At 53.3% G+C, this 24,427-nt stretch carries 23 protein-coding genes and 2 tRNA genes; 23 read left to right on the forward strand and 2 right to left on the reverse strand.

Translation table 11 applies throughout. The annotated features are described in order from the left end of the window. The first annotated feature begins 68 nt into the window (after positions 1-68). The 6 genes from G9Q38_RS07690 to G9Q38_RS07715 all read left to right on the forward strand — a co-directional run bounded on the left by G9Q38_RS07690 (position 69) and on the right by G9Q38_RS07715 (position 6,100). Positions 69-1,073, forward strand: coding sequence for an ABC transporter permease (locus G9Q38_RS07690; protein WP_166129601.1), 1,005 nt, complete (start codon positions 69-71; stop codon positions 1,071-1,073). Next, on the forward strand, positions 1,066-1,941 hold the full coding sequence (locus G9Q38_RS07695) for an ABC transporter permease (RefSeq protein WP_119440997.1): 876 nt from the start codon (positions 1,066-1,068) through the stop codon (positions 1,939-1,941). The genes G9Q38_RS07690 and G9Q38_RS07695 overlap by 8 nt, the downstream gene beginning before the upstream one ends. Before the next feature lie 5 nt (positions 1,942-1,946). After that, positions 1,947-2,840, forward strand: a complete 894-nt coding sequence (locus G9Q38_RS07700) for an ABC transporter ATP-binding protein (protein ID WP_166129603.1) — start codon at positions 1,947-1,949, stop codon at positions 2,838-2,840. Beyond that, a complete protein-coding gene (locus G9Q38_RS07705; RefSeq protein ID WP_166129606.1) occupies positions 2,833-3,660 on the forward strand; it encodes an ABC transporter ATP-binding protein in 828 nt (275 codons plus the stop codon). The genes G9Q38_RS07700 and G9Q38_RS07705 overlap by 8 nt, the downstream gene beginning before the upstream one ends. 64 nt (positions 3,661-3,724) lie before the next feature. Next, on the forward strand, positions 3,725-4,504 hold the full coding sequence (locus tag G9Q38_RS07710) for a cyclase family protein (protein ID WP_166129609.1): 780 nt from the start codon (positions 3,725-3,727) through the stop codon (positions 4,502-4,504). A gap of 9 nt (positions 4,505-4,513) precedes the next feature. Continuing rightward, on the forward strand, positions 4,514-6,100 hold the full coding sequence (locus G9Q38_RS07715) for a phytoene desaturase family protein (RefSeq protein WP_166129611.1): 1,587 nt from the start codon (positions 4,514-4,516) through the stop codon (positions 6,098-6,100). A gap of 98 nt (positions 6,101-6,198) precedes the next feature. On the opposite strand, the gene G9Q38_RS07720 is transcribed toward G9Q38_RS07715, so the two are convergent. Together G9Q38_RS07720 and G9Q38_RS07725 are read right to left on the reverse strand one after the other, a co-directional pair. After that, positions 6,199-6,480 (reverse strand): peptidylprolyl isomerase, encoded by a 282-nt coding sequence (locus tag G9Q38_RS07720; protein WP_166129614.1) that lies wholly within the window; start codon positions 6,478-6,480, stop codon positions 6,199-6,201. A 103-nt stretch (positions 6,481-6,583) separates the two neighbouring features. Beyond that, positions 6,584-6,673 (reverse strand) — tRNA-Ser (locus tag G9Q38_RS07725). 119 nt (positions 6,674-6,792) lie between these two features. Here G9Q38_RS07725 and G9Q38_RS07730 point away from each other — a divergent pair. The 17 genes from G9Q38_RS07730 to nuoH all read left to right on the forward strand — a co-directional run bounded on the left by G9Q38_RS07730 (position 6,793) and on the right by nuoH (position 24,417). Beyond that, on the forward strand, positions 6,793-7,770 hold the full coding sequence (locus tag G9Q38_RS07730; RefSeq protein ID WP_119516947.1) for an NAD(P)H-quinone oxidoreductase: 978 nt from the start codon (positions 6,793-6,795) through the stop codon (positions 7,768-7,770). 70 nt (positions 7,771-7,840) lie between these two features. Then, entirely contained in the window at positions 7,841-8,584 is a 744-nt protein-coding gene (tpiA, locus tag G9Q38_RS07735) for a triose-phosphate isomerase (protein WP_166129617.1), read from the forward strand. A 20-nt stretch (positions 8,585-8,604) separates the two neighbouring features. After that, the gene (gene secG, locus G9Q38_RS07740) at positions 8,605-9,072 is read left to right on the forward strand and encodes a preprotein translocase subunit SecG (protein ID WP_119440989.1); all 468 of its coding nucleotides are present in this window, start codon (positions 8,605-8,607) and stop codon (positions 9,070-9,072) included. Between the two features lie 48 nt (positions 9,073-9,120). Next, positions 9,121-9,205 (forward strand) — tRNA-Leu (locus tag G9Q38_RS07745). A 221-nt stretch (positions 9,206-9,426) separates the two neighbouring features. Then, positions 9,427-10,683, forward strand: a complete 1,257-nt coding sequence (locus tag G9Q38_RS07750) for an imelysin family protein (protein ID WP_228276224.1) — start codon at positions 9,427-9,429, stop codon at positions 10,681-10,683. 11 nt (positions 10,684-10,694) lie between these two features. Next, on the forward strand, positions 10,695-12,239 hold the full coding sequence (locus G9Q38_RS07755; protein ID WP_228276217.1) for a di-heme oxidoreductase family protein: 1,545 nt from the start codon (positions 10,695-10,697) through the stop codon (positions 12,237-12,239). Next, positions 12,236-13,369 (forward strand): imelysin family protein, encoded by a 1,134-nt coding sequence (locus G9Q38_RS07760; protein WP_166129622.1) that lies wholly within the window; start codon positions 12,236-12,238, stop codon positions 13,367-13,369. Before G9Q38_RS07755 ends, G9Q38_RS07760 begins: the two co-directional genes overlap by 4 nt. Then, entirely contained in the window at positions 13,359-14,489 is a 1,131-nt protein-coding gene (locus G9Q38_RS07765) for a DUF1513 domain-containing protein (RefSeq protein WP_166129624.1), read from the forward strand. The genes G9Q38_RS07760 and G9Q38_RS07765 overlap by 11 nt, the downstream gene beginning before the upstream one ends. 466 nt (positions 14,490-14,955) lie before the next feature. After that, on the forward strand, positions 14,956-16,125 hold the full coding sequence (locus G9Q38_RS07770; protein WP_166129627.1) for a porin: 1,170 nt from the start codon (positions 14,956-14,958) through the stop codon (positions 16,123-16,125). Between the two features lie 173 nt (positions 16,126-16,298). Beyond that, positions 16,299-16,658: an NADH-quinone oxidoreductase subunit A gene (locus G9Q38_RS07775; protein ID WP_114419853.1), complete on the forward strand. Its 360-nt coding sequence runs from the start codon at positions 16,299-16,301 to the stop codon at positions 16,656-16,658. Positions 16,659-16,724: 66 nt separating this feature from the next. Continuing rightward, positions 16,725-17,201 (forward strand): NuoB/complex I 20 kDa subunit family protein, encoded by a 477-nt coding sequence (locus G9Q38_RS07780; RefSeq protein ID WP_017524972.1) that lies wholly within the window; start codon positions 16,725-16,727, stop codon positions 17,199-17,201. A gap of 36 nt (positions 17,202-17,237) precedes the next feature. Next, on the forward strand, positions 17,238-17,849 hold the full coding sequence (locus tag G9Q38_RS07785) for an NADH-quinone oxidoreductase subunit C (RefSeq protein WP_119440962.1): 612 nt from the start codon (positions 17,238-17,240) through the stop codon (positions 17,847-17,849). Position 17,850: 1 nt separating this feature from the next. Further along, positions 17,851-19,107, forward strand: coding sequence for an NADH-quinone oxidoreductase subunit D (locus G9Q38_RS07790; RefSeq protein ID WP_166129631.1), 1,257 nt, complete (start codon positions 17,851-17,853; stop codon positions 19,105-19,107). 34 nt (positions 19,108-19,141) lie between these two features. Then, positions 19,142-19,636 (forward strand): NADH-quinone oxidoreductase subunit NuoE, encoded by a 495-nt coding sequence (gene nuoE, locus G9Q38_RS07795; protein ID WP_114419848.1) that lies wholly within the window; start codon positions 19,142-19,144, stop codon positions 19,634-19,636. Next, positions 19,633-21,000 (forward strand): NADH-quinone oxidoreductase subunit NuoF, encoded by a 1,368-nt coding sequence (gene nuoF, locus G9Q38_RS07800; protein ID WP_166129634.1) that lies wholly within the window; start codon positions 19,633-19,635, stop codon positions 20,998-21,000. Before nuoE ends, nuoF begins: the two co-directional genes overlap by 4 nt. 15 nt (positions 21,001-21,015) lie before the next feature. Then, positions 21,016-23,343, forward strand: coding sequence for an NADH-quinone oxidoreductase subunit NuoG (gene nuoG, locus G9Q38_RS07805; RefSeq protein WP_119516171.1), 2,328 nt, complete (start codon positions 21,016-21,018; stop codon positions 23,341-23,343). Further along, positions 23,344-24,417 (forward strand): NADH-quinone oxidoreductase subunit NuoH, encoded by a 1,074-nt coding sequence (gene nuoH, locus G9Q38_RS07810; RefSeq protein ID WP_119516172.1) that lies wholly within the window; start codon positions 23,344-23,346, stop codon positions 24,415-24,417. Positions 24,418-24,427: the final 10 nt, after the last annotated feature.

Here is a 24,427-nt window from a genome sequence, read left to right on the forward strand (position 1 = left end):
CGTCAGGCACCCTGGCGGGTGGTTCTTAAGAGCCACCCGCTTTCTTTCGCAACGCCGTTGTAGTTTTCATGCTGAAACCCATTCTTATTCGTTTGGCCACAATGCTGGTAACGCTTGTTGGTGTGGCCATTGTGGTGTTTATTCTTATTCGGGTTGCACCGGGTAACCCTATTGCCATGATGATATCGCCCGGCGCATCCGAGGCTGATATTGCCGCTTTAACCGCCTTGTATGGTCTTGATAAACCCCTGGTTCAACAGTTTTTTATATGGGCGGGGGGTGTTCTTCAGGGTGATTTCGGCACGTCAATTACGTTAAAGCAACCGGTTGCGGAACTGGTTTTGGCCCGTTTGCCTGCCACGCTGGAGTTATCAATTCTGGCGTTGTTGATTGCGTTGGCGATTGGGGGTTTCACGGCGGTGTTGGGCGCGAAAGAGCGCGGTCGAAGCACTGAAACAGCGGTCGACCTATTTAACGGGGCTACGTTATCGATCCCCGACTTTTTGTGGGGTTTGTTGCTTATTTTGTTGTTTGGCGTGTTATGGCCTGTGTTTTATATTTCCGGACGGGTTTCGCCGCAGTTGGATTTCGACTTCACTACCCATTTCTATTTATTTGAGGCATTGTTGCGCTTGCGTTTCGACGTTTTGCAAAACTTGTTGGCGCATATGCTGATGCCCGCACTGGCCTTGGCATTACCGTTGGCCGCCATTATTTCGCAGTTACTCAAGCAAAGCCTGAAAGAAGTGCTGCAACTCGATTACACCGTTCTAGCGCGTGTACGAGGGTTTACCGAGACGCAAGTGATCTTGCGCGAGGCCTTGCGCAATGCGGCATTGCCCACGCTAACGCTAATAGGCGTGCAGTTCACGTTCTTGATCGGCGGCACTGTGATTGTCGAACGTTTATTTGCTTATGAAGGTTTGGGGAATATGGCGATTGATGCCGTCATAAATCGCGATTTGCCTCTTATTCAGGGCATTGTATTGATGTTTGCCTGCTTGTTTATATTGGTTAATTTGGTGGTCGATTTGCTCTATACCGTCCTGAATCCGAGGTTGCGTCATGGCTGAAGCGACATCCGGTGTATTGCGCGCTGAGCCCAGGGCAAGGGCGCGTCAGTTCAACTTTCGTCTTTGGTTGTCGGCGGGTTGGCTTACGGTGCTGGTACTGGCGGCCTTACTGGCGCCGTGGATTGCACCGCATAATCCGCTTACTCAGGACTTGCTGTACGGGCGGCTTCCACCTTTTGGGTTCGACGGCTATGAAGCGGGATATTACCTTGGTACTGACAGCCTCGGGCGCGATGTGTTGTCCCGCGTTATTTACGGTGCTCGGATCGCGCTGACTGTTGCGCTGGTCGCGGCAACGGCGGCCTGTGTTTTCGGTTCTGTATTGGGGCTGCTGGCGGGCTATTTCGGGGGTTGGGTCGACAGGGTGGTCTCCCGGCTGATCGACGTATGGATGGCATTTCCACCGGTTCTGTTTTCCATTTTGCTGGTGGCTGTGCTGGGCACGGGGCTGACATCCGTTATTCTGGCCATTGCGATTATCGATTGGACGCGTTTCGCCCGCGTCATTCGCGCTGAGGCGATGGTGCAAACACGCATGGATTACGTGCATTCGGCGAAAATCGGCGGCGCAACCCGTATGGGGACATTAGTGGGCGAGGTGATGCCTAACGTCCTTCCCACTATTGTGGCTTTATTGGCGCTTGAAATGGGGGTGGCCGTTATTGTGGAAGCCATTTTAAGTTTTGTGAACTTATCCATCTCTTCCGATTCGCCTACGTGGGGCGGTATGATTGCTGAAGGCAGAGCATCCATTCATTTCGCGTGGTGGGTGCTGGTAGCGCCATTGGTCGTGCTCTTCCTTACCGTGCTTTCCTTTAGCCAGCTGGGTGAAGGATTGAAAGCGCAGTTTGACCCTTTGTCGAGGTAAGCGGCATGACACCTATTAATAGTGCGCAGCCAATACTTGAGGTTAAGGATCTGAATGTCGCCTTGCGTGGGGGTCAGCGCTTGCTGCGTCAGGTTTCATTAGAGGTAAAGCCGGGTGAGGTTCGGGCGCTGGTGGGCGAAAGCGGGGCCGGTAAAAGTATGATCGGTAAAGCCGTGTTGGGTGTATTGCCGCGCAACATCGAGATCACGTCGGGTGAAATTCTTTTGCAAGGAGAAAATCTCGATCAACATAGTGCTGCACAGCGCCGCCAAACCGTTGCAGCCACCGCATCGCTTATTCCGCAGGATCCACTTACCGCCTTGAACCCTTCCCGGCGCATTGGGCCGCAAATTACAGAAAGGCTGGTGAAACGCTTGGGCTGGCGTCAGGATGCCGCCCAGGCGCGCGCTTTGGAGTTGCTCGAGCGAGTGTATATTCGTGACCCCAAACGGGTCATGTCGTCTTACCCACACGAGCTTTCCGGTGGCATGCGACAGCGGGTATTGATTGCCGCAGCATTTGCGCCCAAACCCAAGCTTATCGTTGCCGACGAACCCACAACCGCGCTTGATGTGACTGTACAAAAGCAAATTCTGCGGCTTATTCGCGAGCTGCAAGCGGAATCCGGCACGGCAGTACTGTTTGTGACCCACGACATGGGTGTTGTGGCCAAAATCAGTCAAACCGTGACGGTCTTATTTGCAGGAAAGGTCATGGAAAGCGCTGATACCGCCAGTATTTTCGCCAACCCTCAACATCCTTATACGCGTGCACTCATTAGCGCGACACCGCGTTACACTCATCCTAATGAACCGATGCGGCCGGTGCCGGCGGAGCTGATAGCGGCGTTGACGCAAGAAGTCGCGCTTTCCGACGTAAATGGGGGGTCGCATGGCTGAGTCATTATTTTCAGTAAGAGATCTGCATCTTGCCTTGCCCGACATGACGCGCAAGCCCTTATTCGGGCCTGCGCCGCGTATTGAAATTTTAAAGGGGTTGTCCTTCGATTTGCCGGCAGGTGAAATTACCGGCATCGTGGGTGAAAGTGGTTCGGGAAAGTCAACGTTGGGGCGTGTTCTGGTTCGGTTGCTTGGCGTGTCTTCCGGGCAGGTTCTGTTTCGAGGTAAAGATATTTCGCATCTCGATGAGGCCCAGCTCAAACCCTTAAGGCGCGACCTGCAAATGATTTTCCAGGATCCCATGTCGTCGCTGAACCCACGTCATACGGTGGGTCGCATTGTGGCTTCGCCAATCAAGCGCTATGGCATCGATGCTCCCGAGAAAAAAGCGTATGAAGCGCTGGAGCGAGTAGGCTTGTCGACGGCTTTTGCAAAACGCTATCCACATGAATTATCGGGCGGACAACGCCAGCGCGTGGGAATTGCGCGCGCGGTGGCGTTGAATCCTGCCTTTATATTGGCGGATGAAATTGTGTCCGGGCTTGACGTGTCGTCGCAGGCACAGGTGCTTACCCTGTTGCGTGGCTTGGCTGCTGATATGAATCTGACGATTGCGTTTATTAGTCACGACCTTTCCGTTATTCGCACCGTGTGTTCGCAGGTAATGGTGTTGAATCGTGGTGAAATTGTCGAGGCCGGCCGCTGTGATCAGGTTTTTGACGCCCCTCAAAGCGAAGTAACGCACGCGCTGATCGATGCCATTCCATTGCCGGAAATGGATGATGAATGGTTTGACAGCATTAAGTTCGATAAGGTTTGATATTTCGATTAAATCGTGCGAAATTGTCGTTTAGATAATTGAGGTTTCAACTAAAGGAGAGAGTATGAGTACCGCTACAAATAGTCTTGAACAACTGGCTACCGGCAATTTCAAGGTGGTTGATCTTACCCACACTTTGTCGTCAGATTTTCCTGCCTTGCAATTGCCGCCGCAATTCGGTCAGGTCACGGCATTCAAAATGGAGACAATCTCTCAGTACAACGATGCCGGACCGGCCTGGTACTGGAATAACTTTACCTGTGGCGAACACACAGGTACGCACTTCGATGCGCCGATTCACTGGGTTACCGGTAAAGATCATCCTAACAACACGGTTGATTCCATCGACCCCAAGAATTTTATTGCGCCTGCAGTGGTCGTTGATGCGACGGCCCAGGTTGCAGAAAATGACGATTGGGTGCTGACCGTTGATTATTTAAAGCAATGGGAAGACAAGCACGGCACGATTCCCAAAGGCTGTTGGGTAATCTTTCGCACAGGTTGGGCTGCTCGCCTCGAGAAAGATCCGGCTTCCTACGCCAACGTTAAGGAAGACGGCGCACACACCCCCGGGCCTTCGCAAGAAGCCGTGGAGTGGATGATTAAAGAGCGCGATGTGTTGGGTTTCGGTGTCGAAACCATTAACACCGATGCGGGGCAGTCGTTCGGTTGGCCCATGCCTTATCCTTGTCATACACTCATGCATGGCGCCAACAAATACGGTTTGCAATGCCTGAATAATCTTGATCAGTTGCCGCCGACAGGCGCCATTATTGTGGCTGCACCGTTGAAGATTAAAGGGGGGTCGGGTAGCCCGTTGCGTGTGTTGGCACTGGTACCTTAAGGTCTAATTATGAGTAATCAAGCCCAGATCATTGTGGTGGGTGGCGGCATGAATTCGTTGGCGTGCGCCGCTCTTTTAGCCAAACGGGGAAAGTCGGTTTTAGTGCTCGAGCGTAACGATCGGCTCGGTGGCTGTATTCGCACCGAAACGCTGTTTCCTGGCTTCACGCACGAGGTGTTGTCGTCGTGGTATCCGCTTTTTATGGGCGGCGGCGCGTATGCCGAGCTGAAAGATGATCTGGCTGCGTTGGGTGTTGAGTTCGTGGCCAACGAGTACACCACGGGCATCGCCACACCCGACGGTCAGTTGTTGGCCTTAAAGCAGGATATCGAAGACAGCGTAAAACGCATTAATGCCATTGCGCCGGGCGACGGAGACGCGTTCGGCGCAATGGCGGCCAAACTGTTCGAGCAAGACGCCGCACTGACATTCGGTTTGCTGGGTCACTCGCCCTACAGCGGTAAGGTAATGCGTTTGTTCTTTTCTGAATGGCGTAAGCGAGGGCTCGACGGTTTGTTGCAGTTTACGTCGGAATCGGTGGAATCATTCAGGCGTTGGTCGTATCGCGAGCTGAATTCCGATATTACCCGTGCCATGATGAGCCCCTGGGTGCTGCATTCAGGCTTGGGCCCCGACGATGCCGGCGCCGCCTTAATGGGCAAACTTACCTTTGCCGCAGTTGTTGCCGGGGGTATGCCGGTGGTAAAAGGCGGTGGTCAGCGTTTGGTAGAGGCCCTGCAAACTTTTATTGAACAGCGGGGCGGGCAGGTTTTAACCGGCACAGAGGTTGAGTCGGTTACCGTAAGCGGTTCAAAGGCTACGGGCGTAGTGGCTAATGGCCAAGCGTACCAGGCCGGCGAAGCAGTGGTTTGTAATGTCACGCCACCTCAGCTTTACGAGCGGTTGTTGCCCAACATACCGCAGAAACTCAACCAGCGCGCCAAGGGTTATCACTTCGGGCGCGGTTGTATGCAGGTGCATTTTGCCTTGAACGGGCCTGCGCCTTGGCGTGATCCTGAAATGTTGAAAGTGCCTTTGGTGCACTTAACCGAAAGCATGGAGAACGTAGCGCTGTCTGTGGTGGAAGCCAATAATGGTTTGTTGCCGCGCTTCCCCACCATCGCCATTGGCCAGCCCGTTGCGGTTGATGCCGGCCGGGCACCAGAGGGTAAATGGATTCTATGGCTGCAACTGCAAGACATGCCTTCACGGCTGAAGGGCGACGCTGCGGGTGAAATTCAGGTGCCGTCCGACGGGCGCTGGAATGGAACCGTGCGCGAGGCCATGGCCGATCGAATTCAAAAGCGTATTGAAACGGTGTTGCCTGGGCTGGGCGAATTAATTATTGGTCGTAAGGCGTTTTCACCTGGCGATTTGGAAGCCATGAATTGCAATTTGGTGGGTGGTGACCCTTATTCCGGCGTATGCTCGCCCGATCAATTCTTTTGGTTACGGCCTTTTGCCGGCAGCTCCGGCGCGCGCGGACATCGTACGCCTTATAAAAATGTGTATCACATTGGCGCCTCTACCCATCCTGGGCCGGGTTTGGGTGGTGGTTCCGGGCAAATTGTGGCCGATATACTGGCGCGCAAATAAGGGCTTTAGTTGGTTTTTCAAGGCAAGTGTGCCAGGCATAAGGCCCTTAAAGCAGCCTGGTGCCACCTGCCCCGCGCGGTATCTGGCAGTCGTACTAGTTAGTCTTGACGGCCGGTGACTTCAACCAGATGAAAACCAAACTGCGTTTTGACGGGGCCTTGAACGACGCCGACAGGAGCGCTGAATACGACCTCATCGAATTCCCGCACCATTTGACCTCTGCCGAAGGTGCCGAGGTTGCCGCCATCGTTCGACGAAGGGCAGCGCGAGTTCTCTTTGGCAACCTGGGCAAAATCGGCGCCGTTTTCAATGGATGCTTTAAGCTCGAGACAGCGGTCTTCGGTATCAACAAGAATATGGCGGGCTGAGGCTTGGGTCATGTAGAGCTCCTTTTAAATTAGGCTTTCCATTATAAATGGCACGTCAAATGCAGATAAGGTAGATAAAAAAGCCCCTGATCATCAGGGGCTTGATTTATTTATTTGGCGGAAGCGGTGAGATTCGAACTCACGGAGGGCGCAAACCCTCGCTGGTTTTCAAGACCAGTGCATTCAACCGCTCTGCCACGCTTCCTGAAAATGGTCTAATTACGCGTTGGTGCTAGGCTTGCTACTACTACTGTAAGCTTAACTTGCCAATGCAAGCCCGCTAGTTTAGCCTATGCGCTTTGAATTGTCCAAGGAGTACTTGTCATGAAAGTGGTGGAAATTACCCAGGCGGGCGGGCCTGAAGTGCTGGTGCCTGCCGAGCGCCCCATGCCGGTGCCCAATGAAAACGAAGTGTTGCTGAGGGTGATTTCGGCGGGGGTAAACCGGCCGGATGCTTTGCAGCGCGCAGGTAATTATCCGCCGCCTCCCGGTGCTTCTGACATTCCAGGCCTTGAGGTTGTAGGTGAAATTGTCGACGGTAATGTCGGCGACAGCGGCTTTGCCAAGGGTGACAAGGTTTGCGCTTTAATTACCGGTGGCGGTTACGCGGAATATTGCGTCGCACCGATCGATCAGTGCCTGCCGATTCCCAAAGGTTTGTCCGATATCGAGGCGGCGGGTTTGCCTGAAACGTATTTCACGGTTTGGAGCAATGTGTTCGATCGCGGGCGCCTGGCAAAAGGAGAGTCGTTGCTGGTTCATGGCGGAGCCAGTGGTATTGGCACGACGGCCATTCAACTTGCCGTAGCCATGGGTAACCCTGTTTATGCCACAGCGGGAAGTGATGAGCGAGTGCAGGCAGTTGAAAAACTGGGCGCCGCCAAAGGGATTAATTACAAAACACAGGATTTCGTTGAAGAGATTCGTGCCCTGACCGATGGCCAAGGGGTGAATGTCATTCTGGATATGGTGGCGGGCGATTACATTAACCGCGACTTGAAATGTTTGGCTGATGATGGGCGAATCGTGATTATTGCCTTATTGGGTGGCGTGAAGGGCACGCTGGATTTCGGTCAGATTTTACGTCGCCGTTTAACGGTAACGGGGTCAACCTTGCGTCCGCGTTCGGTTAGTTTCAAGGCGGAAGTGGCGCACTCGTTGCGTGAACATGTATGGCCGTTACTTGAAGCCGGCAAGATTAAGCCTATTGTTCATGCTACTTTCCCGCTTGAAGAGGCCGCCAAGGCACATGCCATGATGGAAGCGGGCGAGCAAATCGGTAAAATTATTCTCACGGTTTAACCGCGACAGGCTCAACGAGATCGAATAAATCACGCTACAATAGCGGGTTTATTCGATCCCGGCTTTACTCATGACTACCTCGCAAGCGCGTCAACGTTTGGTTATTGGCAATTGGAAAATGAACGGCAGCCTGGCCGACAACGTCAAGTTGCTGGAAGCGCTGCGCGCCGGTGCCGACGTTAGTGCGGATGTGGGGGTATGTGTGCCGTTTCCCTATCTGGCTCAGGCCCAGGCTTTATTGGAAACCAGCAAGGTGTCCTGGGGCGCCCAAGATGTGAGCGTACACGAATCGGGTGCTTACACCGGTGAAGTCAGTACAGCCATGTTGTGCGACTTCAATTGCCGCTGGGTGCTGGTTGGCCATTCCGAGCGTCGCAGCTATCATGGCGAGTCAAGTGAACTAGTGGCACAAAAAGCACAAGCTGCCCTGCAGGCGGGTTTGGTTCCGGTTGTTTGTATTGGGGAAACCCTGCAAGAGCAAGAGGCGGGTGAAACTGCCGATGTTATTGCGGCTCAGTTAAAGCCGGTTTTGGCGTTGGGGCCACAAGCGGTGGCCAAAATGGTTATTGCTTACGAACCGGTTTGGGCTATTGGCACCGGGCGTACGGCAACGCCCGAGCAGGCGCAGGAAGTGCATGCACTGATCCGCGCGGCGTTGCGCGAATTGGGTGCAGAGCAGGTGCAGGTTTTATATGGTGGCAGTGTTAAGGCTGCCAATGCGGCAAGTTTGTTTGCCATGCCGGACATCGATGGCGCGCTGGTGGGCGGCGCATCGTTGGTGGCGGAAGAATTTTTACGTATAGCGGCGGCCTAAGGGCCCGGAGTAATTTCAAAATGGAATGGTTGTCTTCTTTTCTTCTGGCGATTCAGGTAATTTCCTCGCTAAGCATTATTGTGTTGGTGCTGTTGCAGCAAGGTAAAGGCGCCGACATGGGGGCGGCTTTCGGCAGTGGTTCGGCCGGCAGCGTCTTTGGCGCAACGGGTGCGGCGAATTTTTTGTCGCGCATGACCAAATGGGCGGCGGTTATTTTCTTTGCCTCAACAATCGGCCTGGCCTGGGTGTCACACCGTACGGGTGACTCCATTCTTGATTCGGGTATCATGCAGGGCTATGAAGAAGAAGCGCCGGTGGAAGGCCCCGCGGTTCCTCAAGCTCCGGGTGCGGGTTCCGAAGTGCCTGCCACAGGTTCTGAAGTTCCCGGCATGGGTTCCCAGGTACCTGCAACGCCCAACGCCGGAACAGACGGCACGTCGTCTGCCGAGGTGCCTGAGGTACCCGCTTCTAACGCAGCAACAGAATAAATTGTTAAAAGCATGCTAAAATAGCGTGCTTTGCTAACAAGCAATTTAGCCGACGTGGTGGAATTGGTAGACACGCTATCTTGAGGGGGTAGTGGCGAGAGCTGTGCGAGTTCGAGTCTCGCCGTCGGCACCAGAATTTTAAAAAACCGTAACCAGTCCGGGTAGGTACCCTGAAGGTTGCGGTTTTTTTTCGCGTGGCGCTTTCATTCACCGTTGATGAACCGGCTTAGATGCTGATTAGTAAATGCAAATCGTTTACAATCTCAGTATTGAAATTGAAAACAACGGTTAAGGGCGAGATAAAGCATGATTAAGTTATCCAAGTTGGGGCATGTGTTTGGAGCGGTGCTGTTGATGGTTTCGTCCGCCTCGTGGGCCGCCACACCCGAAGCTGTAACCAAAACCTATGCAGACATTGCGCACGCTGCCTATACAGATGCACTGGATTCTGCACGCGATCTTCAGGCGTCGATCAATTTGCTTTTGGAAAAACCCAGTGCCGAAACCATGGCGGCGGCGCGCCAAGCCTGGATCGACTCGCGTGTACCTTATCAGCAAACTGAGGCATATCGTTTCGGCAACCCCATTGTGGATGCCTGGGAAGGCAAGGTGAATGCCTGGCCGCTTGACGAGGGCATGATTGATTATGTTGATGCGTCGTATGGCACTGACTCCGATTTAAATGCCTATTATGTGGTGAATGTCATTGCTAATCCGCAGTTGAAAATTGGTGGGCAATCAGTTGACGCCTCGGAAATCACCCCTGATTTATTGCGTAATGTATTGCATGAAGCGGATGGTAATGAGGCGAACGTTGCAACGGGCTATCACGCTGTTGAGTTTTTACTTTGGGGGCAAGACTTGAATGGCACGGGGCCTGCTCCGGAAGGGCGCAGTGGCACCCCGCAGGAGCGGCACTCGGGTAACCGCCCTTATACTGATTACAGCTTTGAAAACTGCACCAACGGAAATTGTGAACGTCGAGCTCAATACTTACGTGTGGTAACCGACATGCTGGTGTCCGACCTCGAACAAATGGTGTCATATTGGCAGGATCAGGGCCAGGCGCGTGAAGCGGTTGTGTTGGATCCTAAAGCGGGTCTGATCGCCATGCTGACCGGGCTGGGTAGTCTTTCTTACGGAGAGCTGGCGGGTGAACGCATCAAACTGGGTTTGATTCTTCATGATCCGGAAGAAGAGCACGATTGTTTCTCGGACAACACCCATAATTCACACTACTACAACCAATTAGGGATGCAAAACGTTTATTTGGGCGAGTATCTTGCGGTTGACGGCACATTAACAGAAGGCCCGTCGTTAAGCGATTTGGTACGCCAACATGACCCCAAGCTGGACGAAGAAATGCGCTCACGGTTGTCGGCCACGCTGGCAGCGATGGAAATCATGCGTGAACGCGCGAAACACGTTGAAACGTACGATCAAATGATTGCATCAGGCAACGCCGAAGGCAACGCGGTAGTGCAATCGGTGGTGGATCATCTTGTTGCGCAAACGCGTAGCATTGAGCGGGTGATTGCATTGCTCGACTTGGGCGGAGTTCAAATCGAAGGCTCTGACAGCCTTGACGGTCCCTCGGCCGTCTTCCAATAAGCAGACGACTCATGACGCAGTTCGCGCACTATGCCATGGGTGGCCGGTCTCTGTTGCTTGCATTCTGTCTTGCAATCGGTGGGCCGGCGTACAGCCAATCGCAGCAAGTCGCACCCGATCAGGCGCGACCCGATTTGTCTGATGCGTCTTATGAACGGGTTCAGGCGGTGACCGACTACACTGAAGACTTCTCGCAAGCCGAGTCGTTTGAAGTTATGCAAGGCGGCGCGGGAACAGTTGATAAGCGAGTGAATGCCGATATTTTTTCCCATCCGGCTGCCAACTTAAGTTTTGAAGAGCGCCAGCAGTTTCTTGTCGGGAACGGTTTATTTCGCAAAGACTGGGTTTCGTCGCCCTCGTCTACACTTGCGTCCGATGGATTGGGGCCGCTATTCAACGCCCGATCCTGCCAGGCATGCCATGTCAAAGATGGTCGAGGCACGGTGCCGGGGTTTGACCCCGAAGCGCTCACGGGGAATATGGCCTTATTGATACGTTTGTCATTGGCCCATAATCAAGACGACGCCGTCGATTCAGTGATCGAGGCCTTAGAGGCGCCCGATCCTATCTATGGTCATCAGTTTCAGCCTTTTGCTGTTCCCGGTTTAAGTCGAGAGGGGGATTTGCAGATTCGGTATGAATCGCAGGAAGTTGCTTTGAACGGCGGCGAAACAGTTGAGTTGATGAAGCCGGTTTACGAGCTAACCGACTTGGCATATGGCCCGCTGCATAAAGATGTGCGTTTATCCCCTCGGTTGGCTTCGCCAATGGTTGGATTAGGTCTGCTTGAGGCGATTCACCCTAACGATATTTTTCGTAATATCAATCGCCCTGAGGCAAAACAAGACGGTATTACCGGGCGTGTACGTTGGGTGGAAGACCTTGTTACGGGTGAAAAAGCCTTGGGGCGTTTCGGTTGGAAAGCCGAGCAGCCTAGCGTCAAGCAGCAGGCCGCAGTGGCGTTTTCCGCCGATATGGGTTTGTCGACTCCTTTGGTGCCGTCACCGTATGGCGAATGCACGTCTGCTCAAAAGGCGTGTTTCAAGATGCCGCATGGTGTTCAAAAAAGTCAGGGGGCGCATGAGGTACCGGGTGAGCTGCTGGATTTCGTCAGCCGGTATTCCGAAAACCTGGCGTTGCCTCAACGCAGAAATGTTAATGATGCGCGGGTGTTGGCCGGGAAAAAGTTGTTTTACGAAGCCAACTGCGTGGCCTGCCATGTGCCTAAATATGTCACGCGCCGAGATGCAACGCATCCCGCCCATCAATTCCAACTGATTTGGCCGTATACCGATATGTTACTGCACGATATGGGGCCGGGCCTGGCCGATGAAGGAGGCGCATGGGCGCGGGAATGGCGTACGCCGCCTTTGTGGGGTATTGGGCTTACCAAAACGGTTAATCCGAACGCGACCTGGCTGCACGACGGGAGAGCCCGAACGTTACTGGAGGCCGTGATGTGGCATGGCGGCGAGGCACAGGCTGCGCGAGACCGCGTGGCCGCCATGACGCCAAAAGATCGCGACAATTTATTGAAATTCCTGGAGTCTTTATGAAGCGCCTTGAGACGAAGGCACACGCTTGCGCCGTACGGATGACGGCGTTTTGTATGGTGGCGATATTAAGTTATATGGGTGTGAAACCTGCGTTGGCGCAAGGTAGCGAAAAGCATTCTGCGTCAGTTGCCGGCAGCGAGGTCGGCCGACTGTGGGTTGAACGCGCGATTGCGCCGGGTTTTCAGCATTTGGCGCAACAGTCACGTAACTTGCAGCAGCATGTTGAACAAGGGTGTATCGAGGCGGATCCGGCGTGGCTGCATAAAACCGCTTCGGATTTTGAGTCGGTCGTTAAAGCCTGGTCGGGTGCGGCCTTCCTGCGGTTTGGCCCTTTGGTTGAAGACAATCGCTATGAACGTTTAAGTTTTTGGCCTGACCCCCGTGGTGTCATGCTGCGGCAGGTTTCGGGCATGCTGCAGCAATATCAGGGTGAAGAGCCTGCCGTGCCGATCGGGCAGTCGAGTGTTGCGGTTCAAGGGCTTCCGGCGCTGGAGTATGTTTTGTATCGGGATAAAGGCGTGTTGAATCATTTCTTGTCGGCAGATGAGCGCAGGCCGCTGTGCCGTTATGCCGCTGATCTTACGAAAAACATTGCGTCAGTAGCCGGTGAGTTAAGTGAGGCGTGGTTATTGCCCAATGGCGAGTATGCGCAGCGTTTTGTTAAGCCTGGGGCAAATAATCCGGTCTATCGCAGCAACCAGGAGATTTTGTCGGAAGGCGTCAAGGCGTTATCGACTGGTTTGCAGTTTGTGCGCGATATTCAACTTGCCCCGCCGTTAATGGGGTCTGAGACAAAAGTGGCGGTCAAGAAGGCGCCGTATTGGCGCAGCGGTTTAACCGGCCCAGCGATCGCGGCTTCACTGACGGGGATGCGGGCCTTTGTGCTTGCCCCCGATTTGTTGCCTGCTGATCAGGAATGGATTGTGGAGCAAATTGAAGCGGAACTGGGCCGCGCAGCGCAACAGGCTAACGCGTTGCCTTTGGCAGATGAAGCAGTTCCGTCGCCTTCCTTGCGACAGGAGTGGATGCTTTTGGGACGTATTGTTGATAATGCGAAAGATTTAACCGATGCCGATCTTGCGTTGGCGTTAGGTGTCAACGTAGGGTTTAACGCACTCGATGGGGATTAACCGACGACAATGGCTGGGCTTGGCATTTGTGGCCGCTGTGGCACCTCAGCGAGCGGTCAGGGCGGCGGTGGAGCCCGGCTCCGCGTTACGCGGACCACTGTATCTGGCGGCACGTAAGTTTGGCGGCAATTATGAGGCGGTGCTGCTAACGGAAGGGGGGCAGGTCTTGCGCTCCGTCAGGCTGTCAGGGCGGGGACACAGTTTTGCGCTTGACTCAAGCAGCGGCACAGTGGTGGCGTTTGCGCGACAGCCAGGTACGCAAGCGGTGATGTTTTCCTGTGATCCCGGCAAATTGAACGAGCCGGCACAGGTTTTTCATACCCCACAAGGGCGCCACTTTTCGGGCCATGGTGCGTTTTCAGCCGATGGGCAATTACTGTATGCGGCTGAGAACGATTTTGAGGCCGGGCGTGGCATGATTGGTCTTTATCGGTTGAACCCATCCTCGGGCGGATTCGACAGAGTGGGGGAGTGGGCGTCTGCAGGTATCGGCCCCCACGAAATAATTCTTGATGTAAAGCAACACCGTTTATGTGTTGCCAATGGCGGCTTGTTGACGCATCCGGATTACGACAAGCTGGTATTGAATCGCGACACCATGCAAGCGTCATTGGCCTATTTGGATGTATCCAATGGCCAAATGCTGTCGCGCCACGTTTTACCCGCTCACCAACATCAGCAATCTATCAGGCACGTGGTTCTGGATCATCAGCAATCTGTGTGGTTTGGCTGCCAGTATCAAGGAAGTCGTGCGCATCAGGTACCTTTGGTGGGTTATCACAGCGGGCCGGGCCCCCTTGAGTGGGTGCAGGCCGACGACGAAATCTGGCATGCCATGCAACATTATGTGGGTTCAATCGCGTTCGACCCCATCACCCGTGTTGTCGCGGCAAGTAGCCCGGTAGGGGGGGTGGTGGCCTATTGGGATGCCGAAAGCAAGACGTTTCTTGCGATGCACGATCTGCCCGACGGGTGTGGTGTTGCACCGGCTTCACAGGGGGGGGTCATCGTGAATAGTGGGTTTGGTCGGTGGGCGTACTGGCGCTCCGGTATGGACGAGCCCAAAGTGATAAAAAGCGATCAATCGGTAGCGTGGGATCACCACTTGCGCACCCTTTAGAAAGCCCTTGAAATATGACAAAAATGTTTCAGTTTTGATTTTGGTATTAGAACTATCCCGTAGTCGATTGTTATTACACGTTTTTCTAAATTGACAGTCTCTTTTATGATTTATATTTGTACTGTACGGTACAGAATTTATAATTAGAAAATATTAAATGAAACAAATGTTTAACAATTCTATTTAAAATAAAACATCGGTTTAAAGTTGGCTTTTTTATTCTTTTGGAAGAAATTTTCCTAGGGTTATTCAGATCAGTGAAAACCCTTTGTTTTGATCATTTTTTGATCACTTTTGTTGTCGGTTAGCAACACAAAAACAGAAAGAACCGGGTTTTTGCGTGTTTGTGATGGCAAGAAGTCGGGATTTTTGTTGGAATACTCTTCAACTTCCCATCGCGGAGTTCAACAAGGCAACTGGGCAATGACCGGGTTGCCACTCAACTCAAATCTACGGAGATTTACTCATGAAAAAAAGTCTGCTTACAGCCGCGTTGATCGCCGGCTTCGCTGCAGGTGCGGTACAAGCTGAAACTTCCGTTACGCTGTACGGCCGCGTTGACGGTGGTTTTGGTTACCAGCAATTCAAAGGTACTGATGCTGCCGGCGCCGACGTTAAAGGCACAAACACTGGTATGGTCAGCGGTATCAACTCCGGCAACCGCTGGGGCTTGAAGGGTACCGAAGATCTGGGTGAAGGTCTGAAGGCGGTTTTCCAATTGGAAAGTGGTTTCGACCTGGGTACAGGTGAATCCGGTCAGGGTCAGCGTTTGTTCGGTCGCCATGCTACTGTTGGTTTAATGTCCGATTCCTGGGGGCGTCTCGACTTTGGCCGTCAAGCCAATATCGCCTCGAAATACTTCGCGGATATTGCAACTCCTTTTGGTACGACTTTCGGCCAAGCGAGTGTTGGATCGGCATTTAGCGTTGCTGGAAATCACCGCCTCGACAACATGATCATGTATCAAACCCCCAGCTTCTCCGGCTTCCAGTTCGGTGTTGGTTATTCCTTTAATGCCGACGGCAATCAGGAATTCAAGCGTTCGGGTGGCGGTGATCCCAACGTGCGTTCCTGGACAACGGGTTTGCGTTACGCAAACGGCCCTCTGGCCGCCGCATTGGTTTATGACCAGTTCAAGAACAGCGAAGCTGCCGGCGTAGCTGCTGCTGACAGCGGTGTAACAGTTAAGTCCTGGAATCTGGCTCTGAGCTATGACTTCGAAGTAGTTAAAGTTCACGCTGCAGGTGGTCAAACACGTAATGGCTGGTTCTCCGCTAACTCCAGCTTGGGCAGCAACAGCTACCTGGGCGACTTCCAGGGTAACTTGTCCGACGGTCTTGAACTCGATTCGTTCGCCGTTAACGACAACCTGAAAGTGAATTCCTACGCTTTGGGTCTGAGCGCACCTGTTGGTTCCGCCGGCAAGATCATGGCCAGCTGGATGATGTCTGATCCCAGCAACGCTGGTATCTACAACTGGGGTGAGGACAAGCAGAGCGTATACAGCCTTGGCTACAGCTACAAGCTGTCCAAGCGTACCAACATCTACGCTTTGGGTTCTTATGCTGACAACGTCAACTTCCAAGACGACCTGAAAGCTACTCAGTTCGCTGTTGGCTTGCGTCACCAGTTCTAATTTGAAGTTGTATTTCGCTTCAAATCTGAACGCGTCGTAAAAGACAAAAGCCACCTCTCGGGGTGGCTTTTGTTTTGCGTCGTTGTTTTGTATCAAAACAGGGTTAACCCCCAAATGTGCGTTCGCAAAATGATACAATCCAAAAGTTTACTTATCACGGTTGGACGCATGGCATGAACCTGCAAGAGTATTTCCCCGTTCTGCTGTTTGTTATTGTTGCCACGGGCATTGGCTTTGCGCTTTTAACGGTTGGCCGCGTGTTGGGGCCTCATCGCCCTGATGCTGAAAAGTTGTCTCCCTACGAGTGTGGTTTCGAAGCATTCGATGATTCGCGCATGAAGTTCGATGTGCGTTATTACCTGGTTGCCATTCTCTTCATTTTGTTCGATCTTGAAATTGCCTTTCTTTTCCCCTGGGCAATTGCGAACGATGCCCTGGGCATGGTTGGGTTCTGGACTGTAATGGTATTTCTGGCGGTGCTCACCGTTGGTTTCCTTTACGAGTGGAAGAAGGGCGCGCTCGACTGGGAGTAGTCGACGCTGCGCGTGGCAGATTTGTTATGGCCGGCATACGGCATTTATCGTTATTTGGGCTAAATCATGGCAATCGACGGCATTCTGAAAGAAGGCTTTATCACGACCAGTGCAGACAAGTTTTTGAACTGGGCCAAAACCGGTTCTTTGTGGCCAATGACATTCGGTCTGGCTTGCTGTGCCGTGGAAATGATGCACGCCGGCGCGGCGCGCTACGACCTTGACCAATTCGGTATTATTTTTCGCCCCAGTCCGCGTCAGTCCGATCTCATGATCGTGGCCGGCACTTTGTGCAACAAAATGGCACCTGCCTTGCGCAAGGTTTACGACCAAATGCCTGAGCCGCGTTGGGTGGTTTCCATGGGCTCCTGTGCGAACGGGGGCGGCTATTATCACTATTCTTATTCTGTCGTCAGGGGCTGCGATCGAATTGTCCCGGTCGATGTTTATGTGCCGGGGTGCCCCCCCACAGCGGAAGCGCTGGTTTACGGGCTTTTGCAAATGCAAAATAAAATTCGCCTCACCAACACCATCGCCCGCTAATTTGCGCGCCCCTTTAAATCGTCCGACGAATTTATTATGACCCGGCTTGAAACTCTGAAAAATCACCTGCAGACACAGTTTGCCCAAAACTGTTCCCTGAAGGAAGCGTTGAACGAGCTCACTCTTGATGTCCCGGCGGGCCAGTGGGTAGATGTCTGCACTGCTTTGCGTGATACACCGGCATTGTCTTTCGAACTATGCATCGATTTATGCGGGGTCGATTACGCCACATACGGCGAACCCGCCGCGCAGGTTGCGCCGCCCAAGTTTCCTCAACGTTATGCCGTTGTGATTCACCTGCTGTCTGTTGCGCACAATTGGCGGTTGCGAGTTCGTACATGGGTGCAAAACGATGAATTCCCCGTGATAGATACGCTGTTCAATGTCTGGCCTTCGGTGAACTGGTTCGAGCGCGAAGCATTCGATTTGTATGGCATTGTGTTCGAAGGTCACCCTGATTTGCGGCGCATTCTTACCGATTATGGGTTTATCGGGCATCCCTTCCGCAAAGATTTCCCTCTGTCGGGCAACGTTGAAATGCGTTACGACACCGAGCAGAAACGGGTGATTTATCAGCCGGTTTCCATTGAGCCGCGCGAAATTACGCCGCGTATCGTGCGTGAAGAGGGCTACGGAGTAGAGCGATAACATGGCTGAAATCAAGAATTACACCCTGAACTTCGGGCCTCAGCACCCTGCGGCACACGGCGTGTTGCGCCTGGTTCTTGAGCTCGACGGCGAAGTTATTCAGCGAGCCGATCCTCACATTGGTTTGTTGCATCGCGCTACCGAAAAACTGGCCGAGCACAAAACTTATTTGCAAAGCTTGCCTTACATGGATCGTCTTGATTACGTTTCCATGATGTGCAATGAGCACGCCTATGTGATGGCGATTGAAAAGCTCGCCGGCATAGATGTGCCGTTGCGCGCGCAGTATATCCGGGTCATGTTCGACGAAATCACCCGGATTCTGAATCATTTAATGTCTCTCGGCTCGCATGCGCTCGACGTGGGCGCCATGGCGGTATTTCTTTATACGTTCCGCGAGCGTGAAGACTTAATGGATTGTTACGAAGCCGTGTCTGGTGCCCGCATGCATGCGGCATACTATCGCCCGGGCGGCGTGTATCGCGACCTGCCTGACACCATGCCGCAGTATGGTGAAAGCAGCCAATACCGCAGTGCCAAAGAATTAAAAGCCATGAACGATGCACGTTCCGGCTCATTGCTCGACTTCATCGAAGATTTCACCAATCGTTTCCCAACCTGTATTGATGAATACGAAACACTGCTAACCGACAATCGCATCTGGAAGCAGCGTTTGGTGGGCGTTGGTGTAGTCGACCCGGATCGCGCCAAAGCGCTGGGCTTTACCGGGCCTATGCTGCGTGGTTCCGGTGTGGAATGGGATTTGCGTCGCACACAACCTTACGAAGTGTACGATCGCCTCGATTTCGACATACCGGTAGGTGTGAACGGCGACAGCTACGATCGTTATCTGGTGCGTGTGGCTGAAATGCGTGAAAGTAACCGCATTATTCGCCAGTGCGTTGAGTGGTTGCGCAATAACCCCGGCCCGGTCATCGTCGACAACCACAAAGTCGCGCCGCCTTCGCGCGAGGAAATGAAAACCGGGATGGAAGATCTCATTCACCATTTCAAGTTGTTTTCCGAAGGGATGCATGTGCCGCGTGGCGAGGCCTACAGTGCGGTTGAACATCCCAAAGGCGAATTTGGTATTTACATGATTTCCGATGGGGCCAATAAGCCGTATCGCTTGAAAATTCGTGCGCCGGGGTTTGCGCATTTGCAAGCGCTTGATGAAATGTCACGTGGGCACATGATTGCCGATGCGGTAACCATTATCGGTACGCTCGATATTGTGTTTGGTGAAATTGACCGCTAACGGGCGCAAGCCAAGGTAACGACCGGATCAAACTATGCTGCTTTCCGAAAAAGCCTATCAGAAAATTGACCGGGAACTGATCAAGTTCCCCGAAGAACAGAAGCAATCAGCCATTATGGCTGCATTGGCCATAGCCCAAGACGAGAAAGGTTGGGTTTCTATCGACGTTATTGAAGATGTTGCCCGTTATTTGCAGGTTCCACCTATTGCTGTTCAAGAGGTGGCAACGTTCTACAACATGTTCGATACCCAGCTTCCTGGTCGTTTCAAAATATCCGTGTGCACTAATTTGCCCTGTGCTTTGCGCGACGGCGTTAGCGCAGCGGAGCATTTGAAGAAAACGTTGGGTATCGGTTTTCATGAAACAACGCAAGACGGTCTCTTCTCATTGGTTGAGGGTGAGTGCATGGGCGCTTGTGGAGATTCCCCGGTCATGTTGGTGAACAACAAGCACATGTGTGTGCGCATGATGCCGGAAAAGATCGATGCCATGATCAATGAATTGAAACAGAACGGGGGGGCGCAATGAGCACCGCCGCTATTTTGCAAAAATTTTCGGAAGGCCTCGATATTGCGCCCAACAACGACTTGTCGCGCAGTATGATTTTTCATGGTCGTCATATCAGCCCGCAAATCGTGGCCGGTCTCGATGGCACGAATTGGCGCCTGGAAGATTACGTAAAGCGGGGCGGGTATGAAGCCTTGCGCAAAATTTTGTCCTCCGGCATGACACCGGAAGACGTCATTGAAGAGGTTAAAACCTCTGGTTTGCGTGGTCGTGGGGGGGCAGGCTTTCCCACCGGTTTGAAGTGGAGCTTCATGCCCCGCAACTTACCTGGTCAGAAATATCTGGTGTGTAACTCAGACGAAGGCGAACCGGGTACGTTCAAAGATCGCGATATTCTTCGCTTCAACCCGCATATTGTCATTGAAGGTATGGCCATTGCAGCTTACGCCATGGGTTGCAGCGTGGGCTACAACTATATTCACGGCGAAATTTTCGAAATATATGATCGTTTCGAAGAAGCGCTGGAAGAAGCGCGTAAAGCCGGTTTTCTGGGTGACAAAATCCTGGGCAGCAATTTCAGCTTCCAGTTGCACGCATTCCATGGTTACGGCGCCTATATTTGCGGGGAAGAAACCGCATTGTTGGAGTCGTTGGAAGGCAAGAAAGGTCAGCCACGTTTCAAACCGCCTTTCCCCGCCAGCTACGGTTTATACGGCAAGCCCACCACCATTAACAACACGGAAACGTTCGCTGCGGTGCCCTGGATTTTCCGCAACAGCGGTCAAGCCTATCTGGAAACCGGTATCCCCAATAATGGCGGCACAAAGCTGTTTTCTGTGTCGGGCGACGTTGAATTGCCCGGGAATTATGAAGTTCCAATGGGCACGCCGTTTTCGGAGCTTTTGAAGTTGGCAGGCGGCATGCGTGGCGGGCGTAAAATCAAAGCGGTGATTCCCGGAGGGTCGAGTGCTCCGGTGGTGCCGGGCGACGTCATGATGGAAACCACCATGGATTACGACGGCATTACCAAGGCCGGCTCGATGCTGGGTTCGGGGGCCGTCATCGTCATGGACGAAACCCGCTGCATGGTGAAATCTTTGATGCGTCTGTCTTATTTTTACTATGAAGAAAGCTGCGGGCAGTGCACACCGTGTCGCGAGGGTACGGGCTGGTTGTATCGCATGGTGCATCGAATTGAGCACGGTCAAGGGCGTCCGGAAGACCTTGAGGTTCTTGATTCCGTTGCGCATAACATTATGGGCCGCACGATTTGTGCACTGGGCGATGCTGCAGCCATGCCCGTTCGCAGCTTTATCAAGCATTTCCGCGACGAGTTCGCACACCACATCGAGCATAAAAGCTGTGTGGTGCCCAAATATTTGTAGGGTCAGGATACGCTAATGGTTGAACTCACCATCGACGGCAAGAAAGTTGAAGTGCCCGAAGGCAGCATGGTTATGCATGCGGCCAATAAGCTCGGGCTGTATGTGCCGCATTTTTGCTATCACAAGAAATTGTCTATTGCGGCCAACTGCCGCATGTGTTTGGTTGAGGTTGAGAAAGCCCCCAAACCCATGCCCGCTTGTGCCACCCCGGCCTCCAACGGCATGGTTGTTCACACCGCGTCTGAAAAAGCGGTGGCGGCACAAGAAAGCGTCATGGAGTTCCTGCTGATCAATCACCCTCTCGATTGTCCCATTTGCGATCAGGGCGGTGAGTGCCAATTGCAAGATTTGTCGGTGGGCTACGGCGAGTCGGCTTCGCGCTATAAAGAAGAGAAGCGCGTGGTCTTTCATAAAGAGATGGGGCCGCTCATTTCCGCAGAGGAAATGCCGCGCTGTATTCATTGCACACGTTGTGTACGCTTCGGTCAGGAAATCGGCGGCATGATGGAACTGGGGATGATTAACCGGGGAGAACACTCCGAAATTACCAGCTTCGTGGGTCGAGCAGTCGAGTCCGAACTGTCGGGAAACATGATCGACATCTGCCCGGTTGGGGCGCTGACCTCCAAGCCGTTCCGCTATTCGGCACGTACATGGGAGCTGGCGCGTCGCCGGTCGGTTAGCCCGCACGACAGCCTGGGTGCGAACCTTGTTGTACAAGTGAAGAACGATCAGGTGATGCGTGTCGTTCCCTTCGAAAATGAAGAGGTTAACGAGTGCTGGATTTCCGACCGTGATCGTTTTGCCTATACCGGTTTGTATGCCGGCGATCGCCTGGCGCATCCCATGGTGAAAGACGCCGACGGCAATTGGTCGGAAGCGTCTTGGGGCGATGCGTTGCAGGCTGTAGTGAAAGGCCTGAACAAAGTACGCGACCAACACGGTGCGAATCAAATCGGCGCATTGGGCAGTGAACTGGCTACGGTGGAAGAGTTATCGCTATTGGCCCGGCTTACGCGCAGCCTTGGTTCGGAAAATATTGATTTTCGTCTGCGCTATAACGATACGGATTTTGTCCAGGCATTCCAGGGTGCCCCTTGGCTTGGCATGCCGGTTGCCGAGTTGAATACGCTGGATCGTGTTTTGGTTGTAGGCAGTTTTATCCGCAAAGATCAGCCTCTCATGGCGCAACGCTTGCGTCAGGCCGCCAAAATGGGTACCCAGATCGCATTTATTGGTAGCGCCTACGACGATCCGCTCATGAATGTTGCGTCCCATTTTGAAGTAAAACCTTCAGCCCTGCCCAACGCGCTGGCGGAAGTCGCGGTGGCATTGGCTGAGTCTGCCGGTGAATCACCTGCTCAGGCTTTCGCGGGTGTCAAAATCTCGGACGCGGCAAAACGTGTTGCCGAAATGTTGGCTTCAGGTCAACGTGTTGCCATTTTGTTGGGTAACACCGCGGTCACTTCGCCTTTTGCTTCTCAGATTGCGGCCAATGCACAAGAGGTTGCACGGCTGGCGAAAGGGCGTCTTGGGTTGCTGACAACCGGTGGTAACACGGTAGGTGGTTATTTGGCAGGGGCTGTACCGGCCGTCGGCGCGCAAACGGCTGCGCAAATGCTAAGCAAGCCATTAAAAGCGTATGTTGTCATGCACGCTGAACCCCTGTTTGATGCCGATAACGGCCGGCAAGCTGTGCAAACCCTGAAGCAGGCGGAGTTCAACGTGGCGCTTACCCCTTACGCCAATGCGGCTGCTGATTGGGCCGATGTTATGTTGCCGGTTTCTCCCTACACAGAAACGTCGGGCACGTTTGTGAATGCGGAGGGGCGTGCGCAAAGCTTCCGTGGCACAGCGGCGCCATTCGGTGAAACGCGTCCAGCCTGGAAAGTGTTGCGTGTTCTGGGTAACTTATTCGAATTGTCGGGTTTCGACGAAGAGACATCAGAGGCGGTGCGCGATGCCGTGTTGTCGCCCAACGCGCATGAAAGGCTATCCAACGAAGTTCGTATTGCGCCGGCCTTGGTGAATGAGGTCGAGGGGCTTGAACGCGTTGCCGATGTGCCGGTGTATCGTAGTGACTCAATTGTTCGTCGCGCCAAACCTTTGCAGGAAACGCCGGCCTCCCGTCCGCCCGTTTTGCGCGCGCATGTCGAAACATTGAAGCAATATGGTTTGCAAGCAGGCGATGCCGCGCGGGTTCGTTCAGAAACCGGGCAGGTGGTTTTGCAAGTACAGGCAGACGACGCCGTGGCGCCGGGTACTGTGCGTGTTGCTACAGCGTTTCCGCAAACCGTTGACCTGGGTAGTGCCTTTGGCCAAGTTACGTTGGAGCGTGCCTAAATGGAATGGCTGAACACAATTAACGAGTTTGGGGCGGGTCTGATCGGGCCAACTGCGTGGTATGTGGTTTGGACGCTGGTAAAAATTGTGGTGATTGCCGTTCCGATCATTCTTTGCGTTGCCTACCTTACCTATTGGGAACGGAAAATGATCGGTGCCATGCATATTCGCCTGGGGCCCACACGGGTGGGGCCGCGGGGGCTGCTGCAACCGTTTGCCGACGTTTTTAAATTGCTCACAAAAGAACTGGTGGTTCCCAGTCAGGCGAATAAGGTTTTGTTTATTCTGGCACCGGTTGTCACGCTAATGCCGGCTTTAGCCGCCTGGGCCATCATTCCGTTTGGGCCCGAGCTCGTGCTTTCCGATATTAATGCGGGCTTGCTTTACCTGATGGCCATTACGTCGGTGGGGGTCTACGGCGTTATTGTCGCAGGGTGGGCATCGAATTCGAAATATGCTTTTTTGGGCGCAATGCGCGCAGCGGCTCAAATGGTTTCGTATGAACTGGCAATCGGGTTCGTGTTGGTTACGGTACTGCTGGTATCGGGTTCGCTGAATTTAAGCAATATTGTGTTGGGTCAAGACCGTGGCCTGTTTGCCGATATGGGGCTGAACTTCCTGTCGTGGAACTGGCTGCCACTGCTGCCGCTGTTTGTTATTTACGTGGTGTCCTGTGTGGCGGAAACCAACCGACATCCATTCGATGTCGTGGAAGGTGAGTCGGAAATTGTTGCCGGCCATATGGTGGAGTACTCGGGTACGGCTTTCGCGCTGTTCTTCCTGGGCGAGTACGCCAATATGATTCTGTTGTCGGCCATGGCCTCCATTATGTTTCTGGGTGGTTGGCTGCCCATTATTGATATCGCACCCTTCACCTGGATTCCAGGCTGGTTGTGGCTAGGTCTCAAGACCTTTTTCGTAGTTTCCCTGTTTGTGTGGTTCCGTGCAACGTTTCCCCGTTATCGCTACGACCAAATTATGCGCCTGGGCTGGAAAGTATTTATTCCATTGACGGGTGTCTGGCTGGTTGTTGTGGCGATCTGGATGCAAACGCCGTGGAATATTTGGCAATAAAGGGTTAACT

The organism is Pusillimonas sp. DMV24BSW_D (genome assembly GCF_011388195.1).
Classification (GTDB): domain Bacteria; phylum Pseudomonadota; class Gammaproteobacteria; order Burkholderiales; family Burkholderiaceae_B; genus Neopusillimonas; species Neopusillimonas aestuarii.

Bases quoted from the DNA above. Each gene is read 5' to 3' on its own strand.
- G9Q38_RS07690 (WP_166129601.1), top strand. From the start codon at position 69: ATGCTGAAACCCATTCTTATTCGTTTGGCCACAATGCTGGTAACGCTT.
- G9Q38_RS07695 (WP_119440997.1), top strand. From the start codon at position 1,066: ATGGCTGAAGCGACATCCGGTGTATTGCGCGCTGAGCCCAGGGCAAGG.
- G9Q38_RS07700 (WP_166129603.1), top strand. From the start codon at position 1,947: ATGACACCTATTAATAGTGCGCAGCCAATACTTGAGGTTAAGGATCTG.
- G9Q38_RS07705 (WP_166129606.1), top strand. From the start codon at position 2,833: ATGGCTGAGTCATTATTTTCAGTAAGAGATCTGCATCTTGCCTTGCCC.
- G9Q38_RS07710 (WP_166129609.1), top strand. From the start codon at position 3,725: ATGAGTACCGCTACAAATAGTCTTGAACAACTGGCTACCGGCAATTTC.
- G9Q38_RS07715 (WP_166129611.1), top strand. From the start codon at position 4,514: ATGAGTAATCAAGCCCAGATCATTGTGGTGGGTGGCGGCATGAATTCG.
- G9Q38_RS07720 (WP_166129614.1), bottom strand. From the start codon at position 6,480: ATGACCCAAGCCTCAGCCCGCCATATTCTTGTTGATACCGAAGACCGC.
- G9Q38_RS07730 (WP_119516947.1), top strand. From the start codon at position 6,793: ATGAAAGTGGTGGAAATTACCCAGGCGGGCGGGCCTGAAGTGCTGGTG.
- tpiA (WP_166129617.1), top strand. From the start codon at position 7,841: ATGACTACCTCGCAAGCGCGTCAACGTTTGGTTATTGGCAATTGGAAA.
- secG (WP_119440989.1), top strand. From the start codon at position 8,605: ATGGAATGGTTGTCTTCTTTTCTTCTGGCGATTCAGGTAATTTCCTCG.
- G9Q38_RS07750 (WP_228276224.1), top strand. From the start codon at position 9,427: ATGGTTTCGTCCGCCTCGTGGGCCGCCACACCCGAAGCTGTAACCAAA.
- G9Q38_RS07755 (WP_228276217.1), top strand. From the start codon at position 10,695: ATGACGCAGTTCGCGCACTATGCCATGGGTGGCCGGTCTCTGTTGCTT.
- G9Q38_RS07760 (WP_166129622.1), top strand. From the start codon at position 12,236: ATGAAGCGCCTTGAGACGAAGGCACACGCTTGCGCCGTACGGATGACG.
- G9Q38_RS07765 (WP_166129624.1), top strand. From the start codon at position 13,359: ATGGGGATTAACCGACGACAATGGCTGGGCTTGGCATTTGTGGCCGCT.
- G9Q38_RS07770 (WP_166129627.1), top strand. From the start codon at position 14,956: ATGAAAAAAAGTCTGCTTACAGCCGCGTTGATCGCCGGCTTCGCTGCA.
- G9Q38_RS07775 (WP_114419853.1), top strand. From the start codon at position 16,299: ATGAACCTGCAAGAGTATTTCCCCGTTCTGCTGTTTGTTATTGTTGCC.
- G9Q38_RS07780 (WP_017524972.1), top strand. From the start codon at position 16,725: ATGGCAATCGACGGCATTCTGAAAGAAGGCTTTATCACGACCAGTGCA.
- G9Q38_RS07785 (WP_119440962.1), top strand. From the start codon at position 17,238: ATGACCCGGCTTGAAACTCTGAAAAATCACCTGCAGACACAGTTTGCC.
- G9Q38_RS07790 (WP_166129631.1), top strand. From the start codon at position 17,851: ATGGCTGAAATCAAGAATTACACCCTGAACTTCGGGCCTCAGCACCCT.
- nuoE (WP_114419848.1), top strand. From the start codon at position 19,142: ATGCTGCTTTCCGAAAAAGCCTATCAGAAAATTGACCGGGAACTGATC.
- nuoF (WP_166129634.1), top strand. From the start codon at position 19,633: ATGAGCACCGCCGCTATTTTGCAAAAATTTTCGGAAGGCCTCGATATT.
- nuoG (WP_119516171.1), top strand. From the start codon at position 21,016: ATGGTTGAACTCACCATCGACGGCAAGAAAGTTGAAGTGCCCGAAGGC.
- nuoH (WP_119516172.1), top strand. From the start codon at position 23,344: ATGGAATGGCTGAACACAATTAACGAGTTTGGGGCGGGTCTGATCGGG.